The sequence below is a fragment of the Micromonospora sp. WMMA1996 genome (assembly GCF_002573675.1).
Classification (GTDB): Bacteria; Actinomycetota; Actinomycetes; order Mycobacteriales; family Micromonosporaceae; genus Micromonospora; species Micromonospora sediminicola.
The window spans coordinates 432379-447500 of the sequence record NZ_PDHU01000003.1 but is presented as its reverse complement, the minus strand read 5'-3'; the positions used below and the strand labels follow the sequence as shown (position 1 = coordinate 447500).

Annotated in this window: 9 protein-coding genes and 2 rRNA genes (1 of these 11 running past the window's edge); 8 read left to right on the top strand and 3 right to left on the bottom strand. The window is 70.5% G+C overall.

Annotation, left to right across the window (positions count from 1 at the left end; translation table 11 throughout):
• Window positions 1-1913: ribosomal RNA gene (locus tag COO58_RS21730) — 23S ribosomal RNA — on the top strand; it begins 1197 nt to the left of the window's first position.
• 73 nt (window positions 1914-1986) lie between these two features.
• Window positions 1987-2103: ribosomal RNA gene (gene rrf, locus COO58_RS21725) — 5S ribosomal RNA — on the top strand.
• Between the two features lie 139 nt (window positions 2104-2242).
• Here rrf and COO58_RS21720 read toward each other — a convergent pair.
• A complete protein-coding gene (locus COO58_RS21720; protein ID WP_098746974.1) occupies window positions 2243-2920 on the bottom strand; it encodes a hypothetical protein in 678 nt (225 codons plus the stop codon).
• Window positions 2921-2989: 69 nt separating this feature from the next.
• On the opposite strand from COO58_RS21720, the gene COO58_RS21715 reads away from it, so the two are divergent.
• The 3 genes from COO58_RS21715 to COO58_RS21705 are packed head-to-tail and all read left to right on the top strand — an operon-like array spanning window position 2990 to window position 7418.
• A complete protein-coding gene (locus tag COO58_RS21715; RefSeq protein WP_091571850.1) occupies window positions 2990-5608 on the top strand; it encodes a valine--tRNA ligase in 2619 nt (872 codons plus the stop codon).
• Window positions 5605-6948 carry a folylpolyglutamate synthase/dihydrofolate synthase family protein gene (locus tag COO58_RS21710; RefSeq protein WP_091571855.1) on the top strand — a complete coding sequence of 448 codons (1344 nt, stop codon included), beginning with the start codon at window positions 5605-5607 and terminating at the stop codon, window positions 6946-6948. Before COO58_RS21715 ends, COO58_RS21710 begins: the two co-directional genes overlap by 4 nt.
• Entirely contained in the window at window positions 6945-7418 is a 474-nt protein-coding gene (locus tag COO58_RS21705; RefSeq protein ID WP_098746973.1) for a DUF4233 domain-containing protein, read from the top strand. Before COO58_RS21710 ends, COO58_RS21705 begins: the two co-directional genes overlap by 4 nt.
• 36 nt (window positions 7419-7454) lie before the next feature.
• On the opposite strand, the gene COO58_RS21700 is transcribed toward COO58_RS21705, so the two are convergent.
• Window positions 7455-8762, bottom strand: coding sequence for a VOC family protein (locus COO58_RS21700; RefSeq protein ID WP_098746971.1), 1308 nt, complete (start codon window positions 8760-8762; stop codon window positions 7455-7457).
• A gap of 145 nt (window positions 8763-8907) precedes the next feature.
• Here COO58_RS21700 and ndk point away from each other — a divergent pair, with 145 nt between their 5' ends.
• Entirely contained in the window at window positions 8908-9333 is a 426-nt protein-coding gene (ndk, locus tag COO58_RS21695; RefSeq protein ID WP_091571867.1) for a nucleoside-diphosphate kinase, read from the top strand.
• Between the two features lie 60 nt (window positions 9334-9393).
• Here the strand turns inward: ndk and COO58_RS21690 are convergent, their stop codons facing one another.
• Window positions 9394-9834 carry a carboxymuconolactone decarboxylase family protein gene (locus tag COO58_RS21690; RefSeq protein ID WP_091571870.1) on the bottom strand — a complete coding sequence of 147 codons (441 nt, stop codon included), beginning with the start codon at window positions 9832-9834 and terminating at the stop codon, window positions 9394-9396.
• A 188-nt stretch (window positions 9835-10022) separates the two neighbouring features.
• On the opposite strand from COO58_RS21690, the gene COO58_RS21685 reads away from it, so the two are divergent.
• Both COO58_RS21685 and ileS read left to right on the top strand, forming a co-directional pair.
• Entirely contained in the window at window positions 10023-11582 is a 1560-nt protein-coding gene (locus COO58_RS21685) for an alkaline phosphatase (RefSeq protein ID WP_098746969.1), read from the top strand.
• A gap of 331 nt (window positions 11583-11913) precedes the next feature.
• Entirely contained in the window at window positions 11914-15060 is a 3147-nt protein-coding gene (gene ileS / locus COO58_RS21680; RefSeq protein WP_091571876.1) for an isoleucine--tRNA ligase, read from the top strand.
• Window positions 15061-15122: the final 62 nt, after the last annotated feature.

Genomic DNA, 15122 nt, shown 5'->3' with positions numbered 1-15122 from the left:
TGGTTCCGCGCCGACAATGTAGCGGGGCTCAAGCACACCGCCGAAGCTGTGGCATTCACATTTCAACCTCGCTTGGACTTGATTCCTTGTGCAGGTGTGTGGATGGGTAGGGGAGCGTCGTGCCGGGGGTGAAGCAGCGGGGTGACCCAGCTGTGGACGCGGCACGAGTGAGAATGCAGGCATGAGTAGCGAAAGAAGGGTGAGAAACCCTTCCGCCGGATGACCAAGGGTTCCAGGGCCAGGCTAATCCGCCCTGGGTGAGTCGGGACCTAAGGCGAGGCCGAGAGGCGTAGTCGATGGACAACGGGTTGATATTCCCGTACCCGCGAAAGAGCGACCCTGATGAACCTCGTTGTGCTAACCATCCGAGCTGCCGGACGTCTTCGGACTGATGGTGGTGAGCGTGGGAACCTGACGGGTAGTAGTCAAGCGATGGGGTGACGCAGGAAGGTAGCTGATCCCGGCCGGTGGTTGTGCCGGGGTAAGCGTGTAGGCCGTACCGTAGGCAAATCCGCGGTGCACATAGGCTGAGACGTGATGCCGAGCCGATTCAGGTGAAGTCAGTGATCCTATGCTGCCGAGAAAAGCCTCTAGCGAGTTCTTAGCGGCCCGTACCCCAAACCGACACAGGTGGTCAGGTAGAGAATACCGAGGCGATCGGGCGAACTGTGGTTAAGGAACTCGGCAAATTGCCCCCGTAACTTAGGGAGAAGGGGGGCCGGAGACGTGAAGCCCCGCGCGGGTGGAGCGTTGTATGGCCGCAGAGAGCAGGGGGAAGCGACTGTTTACTAAAAACACAGGTCCATGCGAAGAAGTAATTCGATGTATATGGACTGACGCCTGCCCGGTGCTGGAACGTTAAGGGGACCTGTTAGCTCTTCGGGGCGAAGCGGAGAACTTAAGCGCCAGTAAACGGCGGTGGTAACTATAACCATCCTAAGGTAGCGAAATTCCTTGTCGGGTAAGTTCCGACCTGCACGAATGGCGTAACGACTTCCCCACTGTCTCAACCACAGGCCCGGCGAAATTGCATTACGAGTAAAGATGCTCGTTACGCGCGGCAGGACGGAAAGACCCCGGGACCTTTACTATAGCTTGACATTGGTATCTGAATTAGCTTGTGTAGGATAGGTGGGAGCCGGTGAAGTCCATACGCCAGTATGGGTGGAGGCAATCTTGAAATACCACTCTGGTTGATTTGGGTATCTAACTTCGGACCGTTATCCGGTTCAGGGACAGTGTCTGGTGGGTAGTTTAACTGGGGCGGTTGCCTCCTAAAGGGTAACGGAGGCGCCCAAAGGTTCCCTCAGCCTGGTTGGCAATCAGGTGTTGAGTGCAAGTGCACAAGGGAGCTTGACTGTGAGACTGACAGGTCGAGCAGGGACGAAAGTCGGGACTAGTGATCCGGCACTGGCATGTGGAAGCGGTGTCGCTCAACGGATAAAAGGTACCCCGGGGATAACAGGCTGATCTTCCCCAAGAGTCCATATCGACGGGATGGTTTGGCACCTCGATGTCGGCTCGTCGCATCCTGGGGCTGTAGCAGGTCCCAAGGGTTGGGCTGTTCGCCCATTAAAGCGGTACGCGAGCTGGGTTTAGAACGTCGTGAGACAGTTCGGTCCCTATCCGCCGTGCGCGTAGGATACTTGAGAAGGGCTGTCCCTAGTACGAGAGGACCGGGACGGACGAACCTCTGGTGTGCCAGTTGTCCCGCCAGGGGCACGGCTGGTTAGCTACGTTCGGAAGGGATAACCGCTGAAAGCATCTAAGCGGGAAGCTCGCTTCAAGATGAGGTATCCCACCCACATTTGTGGGGTAAGGCCCCCAGCTAGACGACTGGGTTGATAGGCCGGAAATGTAAGCCCGGTAACGGGTTCAGTTGACCGGTACTAATAGGCCGAGGACTTGACTACCAAGCTGCTACGCGTCCACTGTGCAACTCTGAACAAACACCACCCATCGGGTTGGTTGACATGTTCATAGAGTTACGGCGGTCATGGCGGAGGGGAAACGCCCGGCAACATTCCGAACCCGGAAGCTAAGCCCTCCAGCGCCGATGGTACTGCACTCGGGAGGGTGTGGGAGAGTAGGACACCGCCGGACAATCTTCAGCTCAGGGCCACCCCTCACGGGGTGGCCCTGACGCATTTCCGGGCACCGGCACCGATACCGCGACCTCCGAAGTGGGGAGACGGCCCCGCGAGAGGTCGGGCTGCCGGTGAGCCGGCCCGACCTTCCCGGGTCACCGGGTCTGGATGCCCTCGCGGAGCCGGCGGAACAGCGCCGCGGAGTCGTCCACCGCTCGGCCGGGGAACATCCCCATCACCACGCTGCCGTGGTCGGCCCAGCCGCACACCGCGAAGTCGCCGCCGTCGCCGCTGGTCGTACCGCACTTCATCACGCCGCCCAGCTGGCCCGCGTCCACCTCACGCAGCCCGGCGACCTTGCCGGTCTCGTCGGCCATCAGGCCGAAGAGCGTGTCCAGGTCCCGTTCGGGTTGCCAGAGCAGGGTGGTGCCGCCGAAGAGCAGCACCGACCGCTTGGCGTCGGCCGGGTCGGTGTAGACCGCGCCGAAGCTGCGATCCAGCTCGATGTCGGCGGCGAACCCGTCGCGCAGGTAGTCGGCGGTGCTGCGGGCCCGGTCGCTGTCGTCACGGGTGAGGCCCGCCACGTCGGCCGGCGGGGTCAGCCGGGTGTCCTTCTCCTGGACCACCCGCCATCCGCCCAGCCCGATGGCGCCGGCGCCGGCGAGGCCGGCCGCCAGCAGGGCGGCCAGCACGATCTTCCGGCGCCGTGACACGGGTCGCCGTTCGGGCTCCAGCGCGGGGTCGCGGCGGCTCAGCTGGATCGGCTCCTCGGTCAGTTCGACCGGACCGTGACCCCCGTCGACCGGACGCTCGGTGAGATGCGCGTCGGACATGCCCGCCACCGTACGCGAATCACCGGTGGCGCACGTCAGGTCTCCGAAAGCGCTCCGTAGACTTTCAGGGTGACCGAGAGACTGGATGCCCACCGCCCCGACGCCCCGACCCTTGCCGGCCAGTACCAGCCCGGCGAGGTAGAGCAGCGACGGTACGAGCAGTGGGTAGCCGGCGGGCACTTCCGGGCGTCGGCGAGCAGCGACAAGCCGCCGTTCACGATCGTCATCCCGCCGCCGAACGTCACCGGGTCGCTGCACATGGGCCACGCGTTCGAGCACACGCTGATGGACGCGCTCACCCGGCGCAAGAAGATGCAGGGATACGAGGCCCTGTGGCTGCCCGGCATGGACCACGCCGGCATCGCCACGCAGAACCTGGTCGAGCGGCAGCTCGCCGGTGAGGGGCTGTCCCGGCACGACCTGGGGCGGGAGAAGTTCGTCGAGCGGGTCTGGCAGTGGAAGGCCGAGTCCGGTGGCGCGATCCTGGGCCAGATGCGCCGGCTCGGCGACGCGGTCGACTGGGACCGCGAGCGCTTCACCATGGACGAGGGCCTCTCCCGGGCCGTGCAGACCATGTTCAAGAAGCTCTTCGACGACGGCCTGATCTACCGGGCCAACCGGATCATCAACTGGTGCCCGCGCTGCCTCACCGCGCTCTCCGACATCGAGGTCGAGCACACCGACGACGAGGGCGAGCTGATCTCGATCCGCTACGGCGACGAGGTCGTGGTGGCCACCACCCGGGCCGAGACGATGCTCGGCGACACCGCGGTCGCGGTGCACCCGGACGACGAGCGCTACCGGCACCTGATCGGCACCGAGGTGGCCCTGCCGCTCACCGACCGGCGCATCCCGATCGTCGCCGACGAGCACGTCGACCCCGCGTTCGGCACCGGCATGGTCAAGGTGACCCCGGCGCACGACCCGAACGATTTCGAGATCGGCCAGCGGCACGACCTGCCCTCGCTGACGATCATGGACGAGCGCGGTGTCATCACCGCGCCCGGTCCGTTCGAGGGCTTGGACCGGTACGAGGCCCGGCCGGCGATCGTGGCGGCGCTGCGCGAGCAGGGCCGGATCGTGGCCGAGAAGCGGCCGTACCTGCACGCGGTGGGGCACTGCTCGCGGTGCAAGACGACGGTCGAGCCGCGGCTGTCGCTGCAGTGGTTCGTCAACACCGGTCCGCTGGCCAAGGCCGCCGGCGACGCGGTGCGCGACGGTCGGGTGAAGATCGAGCCGGCTGAGCTGGCCAAGCGCTACTTCGCCTGGGTCGACAACATGCACGACTGGTGCATCTCCCGCCAGCTGTGGTGGGGCCACCGCATCCCGGTCTGGTACGGCCCGGCCGGCGAGATCGTCTGCGTCGGCCCGGACGAGACGCCGCCGACCGGCGAGGGCTGGCGGCAGGACGAGGACGTGCTGGACACCTGGTTCTCCAGCGGTCTCTGGCCGTTCTCCACCCTCGGCTGGCCGGAGCACACTCCGGACCTGGCGAAGTTCTATCCGACCAGCGTGCTGGTCACCGGCTACGACATCCTGTTCTTCTGGGTCGCCCGGATGATGATGTTCGGCCTGTACGCGATGGACGGCGTGCAGCCGTTCGACGTGGTGGCGCTGCACGGCATGGTGCGCGACGAGCACGGCAAGAAGATGTCGAAGTCGTTCGGCAACGTGGTCGACCCGCTGGACTGGATCGACCGGTTCGGCGCCGACGCCACCCGGTTCACGCTGGCCCGCGGCGCCAACCCCGGCCAGGACGTGCCGGTCAGCGAGGAGTGGTGCCAGGGCTCCCGCAACTTCTGCAACAAGCTCTGGAACGCGACCCGGTTCGCTCTGCTCAACGGGGCGCACACCGACGGGCCGCTGCCGGCCGCCGCTGACCTCTCCACCGTCGACCGGTGGATCCTGTCCCGGCTGGCGCACGTCACCGCCGAGGTGGACGAGCAGTTCGAGGCGTACGAGTTCGCGAAGGTCTGCGACCTGCTCTACCACTTCGCCTGGGACGACGTCTGCGACTGGTACGTGGAGCTGAGCAAGCCGGTGCTCGCCGAGGGCGGCCCGGCGGCGGACGCCACCCGCCGGGTGCTCGGGCACGTGCTGGACCAGCTCCTGCGGCTGTTGCACCCGGTGATCCCGTTCGTCACCGACGAGCTGTGGGTCGCGCTCAACGGCGGCGAGACGGTGTTGACGTCGGCCTGGCCGGTCGCCGACCGTACCCTGGTCGACGACGCCGCGGAGGGCGAGGTCGGCACCCTCCAGCGGGTGGTGACCGAGGTCCGCCGGTTCCGGTCGGACCAGGGCCTGCGCCCGACCCAGCGGGTCGCCGCGCGGCTCGACGGCCTGGCCGGCGCGGGCATCGCGGCGCACGAGCCGCTGGTCCGCTCGCTGGCCCGGCTCGACGCGCCCGGCGACGACTTCCAGGCCAGCGCCACGCTGGCGATGCCCGGCGCGGTGAGCGTCGCGCTGGACACCCGTGGCTCGATCGACGTGGCCGCCGAGCGTGCCCGGCTCACCAAGGACCGGGCGGCGGCCGAGAAGGAGGCCACCCAGGCGCGGGCGAAGCTGGACAATCCGGCCTTCGTCGGCAAGGCGCCCGAGCCGGTGGTGGCGAAGATCCGTGAGCGACTGGCGGTGGCCGAGGCGGACCTGGTCCGGATCGACGCCGCCCTGGAGGCGCTGCCCTCATGAGCGACCGTGCCGACCACGCCGCGTTCGCCGAGGTGGAGGCCGCGCTCAACGCGCGCGGCTTCACCCGGATGCACTTCGAGCTGGAGAAGATCGAGAGCCTGCTCGACCTGCTCGGCAGCCCGCAGCGGGCCTACCCGTCGATCCACCTGACCGGCACCAACGGCAAGACCTCGACGGCCCGGATGATCGACTCGCTGCTGCGGGCGTTCGGGTTGCACACCGGCCGCTACACCAGCCCGCACCTGGAGACCGTCCGGGAGCGGATCAGCCTGGACGGCGAGCCGGTGAGCGAGGAGCGGTTCGTGGCCACGTACCGCGAGATCGCGCCCCTGGCCGAGCTGGTCGACCAGCGGTCCGCCGAGCCGCTGACCTACTTCGACATGACCACCGCGCTGGCGTTCGCCACGTTCGCCGACGCCCCGGTCGACGTCGCGGTGGTGGAGGTCGGGCTCGGCGGCGCGGAGGACGCGACCAACGTGATCCAGGCCGGTGTCGCCGTGATCACCCCGATCGGGCTGGACCACACCGAGTGGCTCGGTGACACGATCGAGGACATCGCGCTGCACAAGGCGGGCATCATCCACGCCGGCGCCACGGTGATCGCGGCGGCGCAGGAGGAGGAGGCGGCCCGGCCGATCCTGGAACGCTGCGCCGAGGTCAACGCCACCGTCGCCCGCGAGGGCGCCGAGTTCGGGGTGCTGCGCCGGGCGGTCGCCGTCGGCGGCCAGGTGTTGACCATCCAGGGCCTGGGCGGGGTGTACGAGGAGATCTTCATCCCGCTGCACGGGGCGCACCAGGCGCAGAACGCCGCCGTGGCACTGGCCGCGGTGGAGGCGTTCCTCGGCGCCGGGGCGCGGCGGCAGCTGGACATCGAGGCGGTCCGCGAGGGCTTCGCCGCGACCAGCTCGCCGGGCCGCCTGGAGCGGGTCCGCACCGCGCCGACGGTGCTGCTCGACGGCGCCCACAACCCGCACGGGATGGCCGCGACGGTCGCCGCGGTGCAGGAGGAGTTCGCGTTCAGCAAGCTCGTCGGCGTGCTGGCGGTGCTCGGCGACAAGGACGCCGCGAGCCTGCTCGAACTGCTCGAACCGGTGCTCGACTCGGTCGTGGTGGCGGAGAACAGCTCGCCCCGGGCCATGCCGGTCGACGAGCTGGCCGAACTGGCCCGGGAGGTCTTCGGGCCGGACCGGGTCCAGGTGGCCCGGGAGATGCCCGACGCCATCGAGGCGGCCGTGGCGGAGGCCGAGTCCGACGTGCCGGGCGAACTGTCCGGGGTGGGCGTGCTGGTCACCGGATCGGTGGTGACCGTGGCCGACGCCCGCCGGCTGCTCAAGCGATGACGGACCCGCAGCGGCACCCGGACGCCGAGCCGGGGCCGTCCGGCCCGGACGCGCGGCGGTCGTCCCGGCCGGGCGCCGGGGCGCAGCCGGCCGGTCCGGAGCAGCCCGGCGGGCCGACGTCGGAGGGCGGGCGCCGCTCCGGCCTGCGCAACCCGGACAAGGCGGTACGCGGGCTGGGCGCCGGCACGCTCTCGTTGGAGGCGTTGGTGCTGCTGCTCGCCATCCAGCCGATCCGGGTGGTCGGCGGCGACCTGGGCGGCGCGGCGATCGGCGTCATCGTCGCGCTGGCGGTGGCCTGCGTGGTGCTGGCCGGCATGATGCGCCGTCCCTGGGCGTGGCACGCCGGGACCGTGCTCCAGGGACTGCTGCTGCTCTCCGGGCTGCTGCACTGGTCGCTGTTCGCGCTCGGTGTGATCTTCGCGCTGGTGTGGGCGTACGCGCTGCACGTCCGGCGGGTCATCCTCGGCTGAGCGCCGTCCCCGTTAAGAGGGGCCCCTTCCTATCGCTCAGGCGTTAAGAAGGGGCCCTTCCTTGGGTTCGGTGAGGGTGCGCCACTGGGTGAGCGCCACGCCGTGACCGTCCGGGTCGCGGAAGGCCGCCGCCCACACCTCCAGCTTGGTGCCCCGGTTGACCACACGTGGGGCGTAGGTGAACCGCACCCCGGACTCACGCAGCCGCTCGTACGCCGCCTGGATGTCGTCGACCTCCAGGTTGACGTGCACCAGCCGGCGGCTGATCGGGGCGGCGCCGGTCACCCGACGCAGCACCAGCCGGGTCGGCCCGGAGGAGAGCACGGCGTTGCCCTCGCCCCGGTCCAGCTCGTCGAAGCCCAGCTCGCGATAGAAGTCGAGGGACCGGTCCAGGTCGGTGACGAGCAGCGTGATGCCGACACCGCTGATCGGGCTGGCCAGCTCGTCCGGCTCCGGGTCGGCGGACGGACCGAAGATGGCCTCGTCCAGCTTCTCGGCCGTGGGCGGGGCGTCGGCCCGCGCGGTCGGGTCCGACGGCTCGTCCGGCGCGTCCAGCGGGACGTCGATCGGGTCGACCGGCACGGTGCCGACCGGCACGGTGTCGCGCTCCTCCGCCGGTGCGCGGGGCGCCGGGGCGCGGCGGGGGAGCGGATTGGCGGCGGCCGGCTCGACCAGCTGCCCCTCCAGCACGACCGGGCCGCCGGGGCGCTGGTGCACCACCACCGGCTCGCGGTCCTCCGGGCGGGGCGGGACGTCGTCCAGGAACGGGTCCGGCGCGGGTGGGTAGTCGTCGCGGAACTCGTCCTCCGGGGCGCGCCCGGCCCACGGCGGCGCCTCCTGCGCGATGAGCGGCTCGTCGAGCGGGTCCGGGCCGGCGTACTCGGGCGGGAGGTCGGCGACCGCGGCGGCCGTCTCCGCGTGGGTCGGCACCTCGTCCCAGAGCACCCGCACGTGCCGCTGGTCGTCGAGGGCCACCCGGACCGGCAGCGCCTGGCCCAGCGAGGGCCACTTGGCGACCGGCACCCGGGGCTCGATGATCTTCTTGGAGCGGGGCGGCAGCCCGGGGGCGTCGATCACCAGTTGCAGCTCGCAGCGCCCGAACGCGTACTGGGTGGGTGGTTCGGAGGCGCTGTGCACGTGCCCCAGGCCGACCACCCAGGTGCGGCCGCCGCCACGCACCGTGGCCAGGGCGATCGCCAGCACCAGCAGCGCGACGCCGAGGGCCACGATCGCCCAGCTGGTCATGCCGAGACCGAACACGGTCACGAAGGTGGCCACGGTGCCGAGCACCGCGCCGATCAGTTTGCGTACCGGCGCGATCGTGCGGTTCCCGCCATTCGCCACAGTGGACCTCCCAGGGGTTCCAGGGCCAGGCTAGGCCGCCGCGGCGGGCCAGGGAAGACGCAGCCGCCGCGCCGGCGCCGGGACCGGGTCGCTACGCTGACCGTACCCAGCCCGACCCCGTTTGAGTGCGCAGGAGGAAACCAGCGTGTCCAGCAGCAGCCCGGACGAGCGGACGCTCGTACTGATCAAGCCCGACGCGGTGCGCCGTGGTCTGGTGGGCGAGATCCTGTCCCGTTTCGAGCGCAAGGGCCTGCGGATCGACGCGATGGTGAGCCGGACCATGGACGGCGACTTCGCCGACCAGCACTACGCCGAGCACGTCGACAAGCCGTTCTACCCGCCGCTGAAGACGTTCATGACCGGTGGCCCGCTGGTGGCGCTGGTGCTCTCCGGCGACCAGGTGATCGACGTGGTGCGCGGGATGATCGGCAGCACCGACGGCCGCAAGGCCGCCGCCGGCACCATCCGCGGCGACCTGTCGCTGTCGAACCGGGAGAACCTGGTGCACGCCTCCGACTCGACCGACAGCGCCAAGCGCGAGATCGCCCTCTGGTTCCCCGAGCTGGGCTGACCGGAACCGCCGACGGCCCCGGCCCGCACCTCGCGGACCGGGGCCGTGGCACGTCCGGCGTCAGTCCAGCGCCGGCGGCTGGGTCCGGCAGGTCACCGAGACCCGGTTCCACACGTTGATGGTGGCGATCGCCGTCACCAGGTCCGCGAGTTCCTTCTCCGACCAGACCTTCGCCGCGGCGTCCCAGACGTCGTCCGGCACGCCGTGGTCGCCCAGCCGGGTCACCGACTCGGTGAGGGCCAGCGCGGTCCGCTCCCGCTCGTCGAAGAACGGCGCCTCCCGCCACGCCGCGACGGCGAACAGCCGCCGGCTGTTCTCCCCGGCCTCCAACGCCTCCCGGCTGTGCATGTCCACGCAGAACGCGCAGCCGTTGAGCATCGACGCCCGGAGCTTGACCAGCTCCAGCACCGTGTGGTCCACGTTCGCCCGGACGTACTTCTCCAGCCCCAGCACGGCCCGGTACGCCTCCGGCGCCACCGCCGCCATGTCGATCCGGCTCATCGCCGCCTCCTCGAAATTCGGGTACGCGGACAGGACGGTCCACGGCCGGCCGGGTGTGACGCGGTGTGACGCCGCTCATGCCGGGCTCTGGACAGCCGTCGTTGAGGTGCCGGTCACCTCGGGCCACGTCCCCGGCCATGTCGGGTCGGTAGACCGGTCTGGCGAGTTCGTCGAGACCGGGAGGACCCATGACGCACATCGACCGACGTACGCTGCTCCGCGCCGGACTGGTCGCCGGGGCGGGGGCCGCCGGCGGGGCGCTGCTCGGCGGAGCCGGCGCGCCGGCCGCCCCGGCGTGGCGGCCGAGCGGGCGGCCGTCGCTCACCCACGGCGTGCAGAGCGGCGACGTGACCGCCGACTCGGCGCTGGTCTGGACCCGGGCGGACCGCCCCGGCCGGATGCTCGTCGAGGTCAGCCGCCGGCCCGACCTGCGCGGCGCGCGGCTGGTGCGCGGCCCGGTGGTCGACCCGGACGGCGACTTCACCGGCCGGGTCCGGCTGCGCGGCCTGCCGGCGGGCGAGCGGCTGCACTACCGGGTACGGGTGGAGAGCCTGGACCGGCACGGCGTGTGCAGCGAGCCGCTGACCGGCTCGTTCGCCACCGCCCCCGGGCGGCACCAGCGGCGGGACGTGCGGTTCGTCTGGACCGGTGACATCGTCGGGCAGGGCTGGGGGATCAGCCCGGACTTCGACGGCCTGGCGATCTTCCGGGCCATGCGCGAGCGGCGCCCCGACTTCTTCCTGTGCAGCGGGGACACGGTGTACGCCGACGGCCCGCTCGCCGAGCGCGTCACGCTGCCCGACGGGCGGCTCTGGCGCAACCTGGTGACGCCGGAGAAGAGCAAGGTCGCCGAGACGCTGGCGGAGTACCGGGGACAGTTCGCCTACAACCTGCTCGACGAGCACCTGCGGGCCTTCGCCGCCCAGGTGCCCCAGATCAACCAGTGGGACGACCACGAGGTGGTCAACAACTGGTACCCGGGGGAGATCCTGGTCGACGACCGGTACACCGAGAAGCGGGTGGACGTGCTCGCCGCCCGGGCCCGGCAGGCGTTCCACGAGTGGCTGCCGACGCCGGCCGGCGGGCCGCTGTACCGACGCCTGTCGTACGGGCCGCTGCTGGACGTCTTCGTGCTGGACATGCGCACCTGGAAGGACCCGAACGACGGCAACACGTACGCCGACCCGGAGCGCGGCCTGCTCGGCCGGGCCCAGCGGGAGTGGCTGGTCCGGGAACTGCGCGCGTCCCGGGCGACCTGGAAGGTGATCGCCAACGACCTGCCGATCGGTGTGGTGGTGCCGGACGGCCCGGGCGCGCAGGAGGGGGTGGCCCAGGGCGACCCGGGCGCGCCGGCCGGCCGTGAGCTGGAGTTCGCCGAGGTGCTGCGCGCGGCCCACCGGGCCGGGGTGACCGGCCTGGTCTTCCTCACCGCCGACGTGCACTACACCGCCGCCCACCACTACGACCCGGCCCGCGCGGCGGTGGGCGACTTCAGCCCGTTCTGGGAGTTCGTCTCCGGCCCGGCGCACGCCGGGGCGTTCGGCCCGAACGCGCTGGACGGTACCTTCGGCCCGAAGGCCGTCTTCGTGCACGCCCCGCCGGCCGCGAACACCTCGCCGGCGGAGGGCTTCCAGCACTTCGGCGAGGTCGACATCGACGGGGAGTCGGGCGCGTTGACCGTGCACCTGCGCGACCGCGCCGGCGCCTCCCTCTGGAGCACCACGCTGCCGGCGCCCACCCGCCGCTGAGTGTGAGGAGGGGCCCCTTCCTATCGCGTGGGCGATAAGAAGGGCCCCCTCCTTACTCGGAGGCGGAGCGGGGGGCGGGGCGGGTAAGCTTGGGCGCACAGGCGACGACCCGGCCATCACCGGTGAGCCTCCGGAAGAACAGCCGGGCAACCGGCCCAGTAGAACCGGACGGGACGGCCCGTCACAGCCGACCGATGAGCGGGCGGTCGATCCTGACCGCCAAGCGGGGTGGTACCGCGGACCACCCGGGAGCGCCGTTCCAGGCGTACCCCGGACGGTTCGTCCTCGCAGACCCACCGACGAGTGAGCTGCGCGAGGAGAGCGACCCCCGATGGCCTATCCGTTGCACGACCCGACCGGCGCCGGCGTCCCGGCGAGCCCGGACCTGCCCGCGGTCGAGCGCCGGGTGCTGGAGCACTGGACCGCCGACAAGACCTTCGAAGCGTCCGTGGAAGCCCGCCCCGCCGGGGCCGACGGCAAGAACGAGTACGTCTTCTACGACGGCCCGCCGTTCGCCAACGGCCTGCCGCACTACGGCCACCTGTTCACCGGCTACGTCAAGGACGTGGTGCCGCGCTACCAGACCATGCGCGGGCGGCACGTCGAGCGCCGCTTCGGCTGGGACTGCCACGGGCTGCCGGCCGAGGTGGTGGCCGAGAAGCAGCTCGGCATCACCAGCAAGGCCGAGATCCTGGACCTCGGCGTGGCCCGGTTCAACGACGCCTGCCGCACGTCGGTGCTGGAGTTCACCCACGACTGGGAGCGGTACGTCACCCGCCAGGCCCGCTGGGTCGACTTCGCCAACGACTACAAGACGCTCGACCTGGACTACATGGAAAGCGTCATGTGGGCCTTCAAGACCCTGCACGACAAGGGCCTGGTCTACGAGGGCTTCCGGGTGCTCGCGTACTGCTGGCGGTGCGAGACCCCGCTGTCCAACACCGAGACCCGGATGGACGACGTCTACCGGGACCGGCACGACCCGACGCTCACCGTCTGGTTCGAGCTGACCGCCGACGAGACCGCGCCGGAGCCGCTGCGCGGGCCGGTCAAGCTCGGCGTCTGGACCACCACGCCGTGGACGCTGCCGTCGAACCTGGCGCTCGCCGTCGGCCCGGACATCGAGTACGCGGTGCTGGAGCGCGACGGCGACCGCTACGTCGTCGGCGCCGCCCGCCTCGGCGCGTACGCCAAGGAGTTGGAGGGATACGAGCAGGTCGGCACCGTGTACGGCCGCGACCTGGTCGGACGCCGCTACACGCCGCTGTACGACTTCCTGGTCGAGCCGGCCGGGCCGAACGCCTACCAGGTGCTCGGCGCGGACTTCGTGACCACCGAGGACGGCACCGGGATCGTCCACCTGGCCCCCGCCTTCGGCGAGGACGACCAGAACACCTGCAACGCCGCCGGCATCCCCACCGTGGTCACGGTGGACGACCACACCCGGTTCACCGCGCTGGTGCCGCCGTACCAGGGCGAGCAGGTCTTCGACGTGAACAAGCCGGTGATCCGGGAGCTGAAGGAGCGGGGGGTGGTGCTGCGGCAGGACGTCTACACCCACTCGTACCCGCACTGCTGGCGCTGCGACACCCCGCTGGTCTACAAGGCGGTGTCGTCGTGGTTCGTCGCGGTGACGTCGTTCCGGGACCGGATGGTCGAGCTGAACCAGCAGATCAACTGGACGCCGGGGCACATCAAGGACGGCTCGTTCGGCAAGTGGCTGGCCAACGCCCGGGACTGGTCGATCAGCCGGAACCGGTTCTGGGGCTCGCCGATCCCGGTGTGGAAGTCGGACGACCCGAACTACCCGCGCGTGGACGTGTACGGCTCGCTCGCCGACATCGAGCGGGACTTCGGCGTACGCCTGACCGACCTGCACCGGCCGGCGGTGGACGACCTGGTCCGCCCCAACCCGGACGACCCGACGGGCCGGTCGATGATGCGCCGGGTGCCGGAGGTGCTGGACTGCTGGTTCGAGTCCGGCTCGATGCCGTTCGCCCAGGTGCACTACCCGTTCGAGAACCGCGAGTGGTTCGAGCACCACTACCCGGGTGACTTCATCGTCGAGTACATCGGGCAGACCCGCGGCTGGTTCTACACCATGCACGTGCTGGCCACCGCGCTGTTCGACCGGCCGGCGTTCCGCAACTGCCTGAGCCACGGCATCCTGCTCGGCTCGGACGGGCGCAAGATGTCCAAGAGCCTGCGCAACTATCCGGACGTCTACCACGTGTTCGACTCCTACGGGTCGGACGCGATGCGCTGGATGCTGATGTCCTCGCCGGTGCTGCGCGGCGGGGACATGGCGGTGACCGAGACGCTGATCCGGGACGCGGTGCGCCAGGTGCTCCTGCCGCTGTGGAACGTCTGGTACTTCTTCTCGCTCTACGCCAACGCCGACGGCCACACCGCGCGTCGTCGCACCGACTCGGCGAACGTGCTCGACCGGTACGTGCTGGCGAAGACGAACGAGCTGGTGGCGACCGTCGGCGCGCAGATGGACGCGTACGACATCTCCGGCGCCTGCGCGACCGTGCGGTCCTACCTGGACGCGCTGACCAACTGGTACGTGCGCCGCTCGCGGGACCGGTTCTGGGCCGGCGACGCGGACGCGTTCGACACGCTCTGGACCGTGCTGGAGACGCTCTGCCGGGTGGTGGCGCCGCTGGCGCCGCTGACCGCCGAGGAGATCTGGCGTGGGCTGACCGGCGAGCGGTCGGTGCACCTGACCGACTGGCCGTCCGCCGAGGAGTTCCCGGCCGACCACGAGCTGGTCTCGGCGATGGACAACGTGCGGGCGGTCGCCTCCGCGGCGCTGTCCCTGCGCAAGGCCAAGGGCCTGCGGGTGCGGCTGCCGCTGGCGAAGCTGACCGTGGCCTCGCCGGTCGCGGCCCAGCTCCGGCCGTTCGCCGACCTGGTCGCCGACGAGGTCAACGTCAAGGAGGTCGTGCTCGCCGACGACCTGGACGCCTACTGCCAGCAGGTGCTGACCGTGGTGCCGCGGGCGCTCGGCCCGCGCGTCGGCAAGGCGGTCCAGCAGGTGATCAAGGCGGTCAAGGCGGGGGACTGGGAGCTGCGTGACGGCGCCCCGGTGGCGGCCGGGGTCACCCTCGCCGAGGGCGAGTACGAGCTGCGCCTGGTCGCCGCCGACGCGGAGCACTCGGCGCCGCTGCCCGGCGGTGAGGGCGTGGTGGTGCTGGACACCGAGGTCACCCCGGAGCTGGCCGCCGAGGGTCTGGCCCGGGACGTGGTCCGGGTGGTGCAGCAGGCCCGGCGGGACGCCGACCTGGACGTCTCGGACCGGATCGCGGTGGCCGTCTCGGCCTCCGAGGAGGTGCGCGCGGCGGTCGCCGCGTACACCGGGTTCGTGGCCCGGGAGGTGCTGGCCGACACCGTCGACTTCGCCGACGGGCTCGAGGGCTTCGTCGGCGAGGCGGGCGACGGTGAGCGCGTGGTGGTGAGCGTCCGCCGCGTGTGAGATGTAAGGAAGGGGCCCTTCTTAACGCTTTCGGTATAGGAAGGGCCCCTTCCTAACACGTG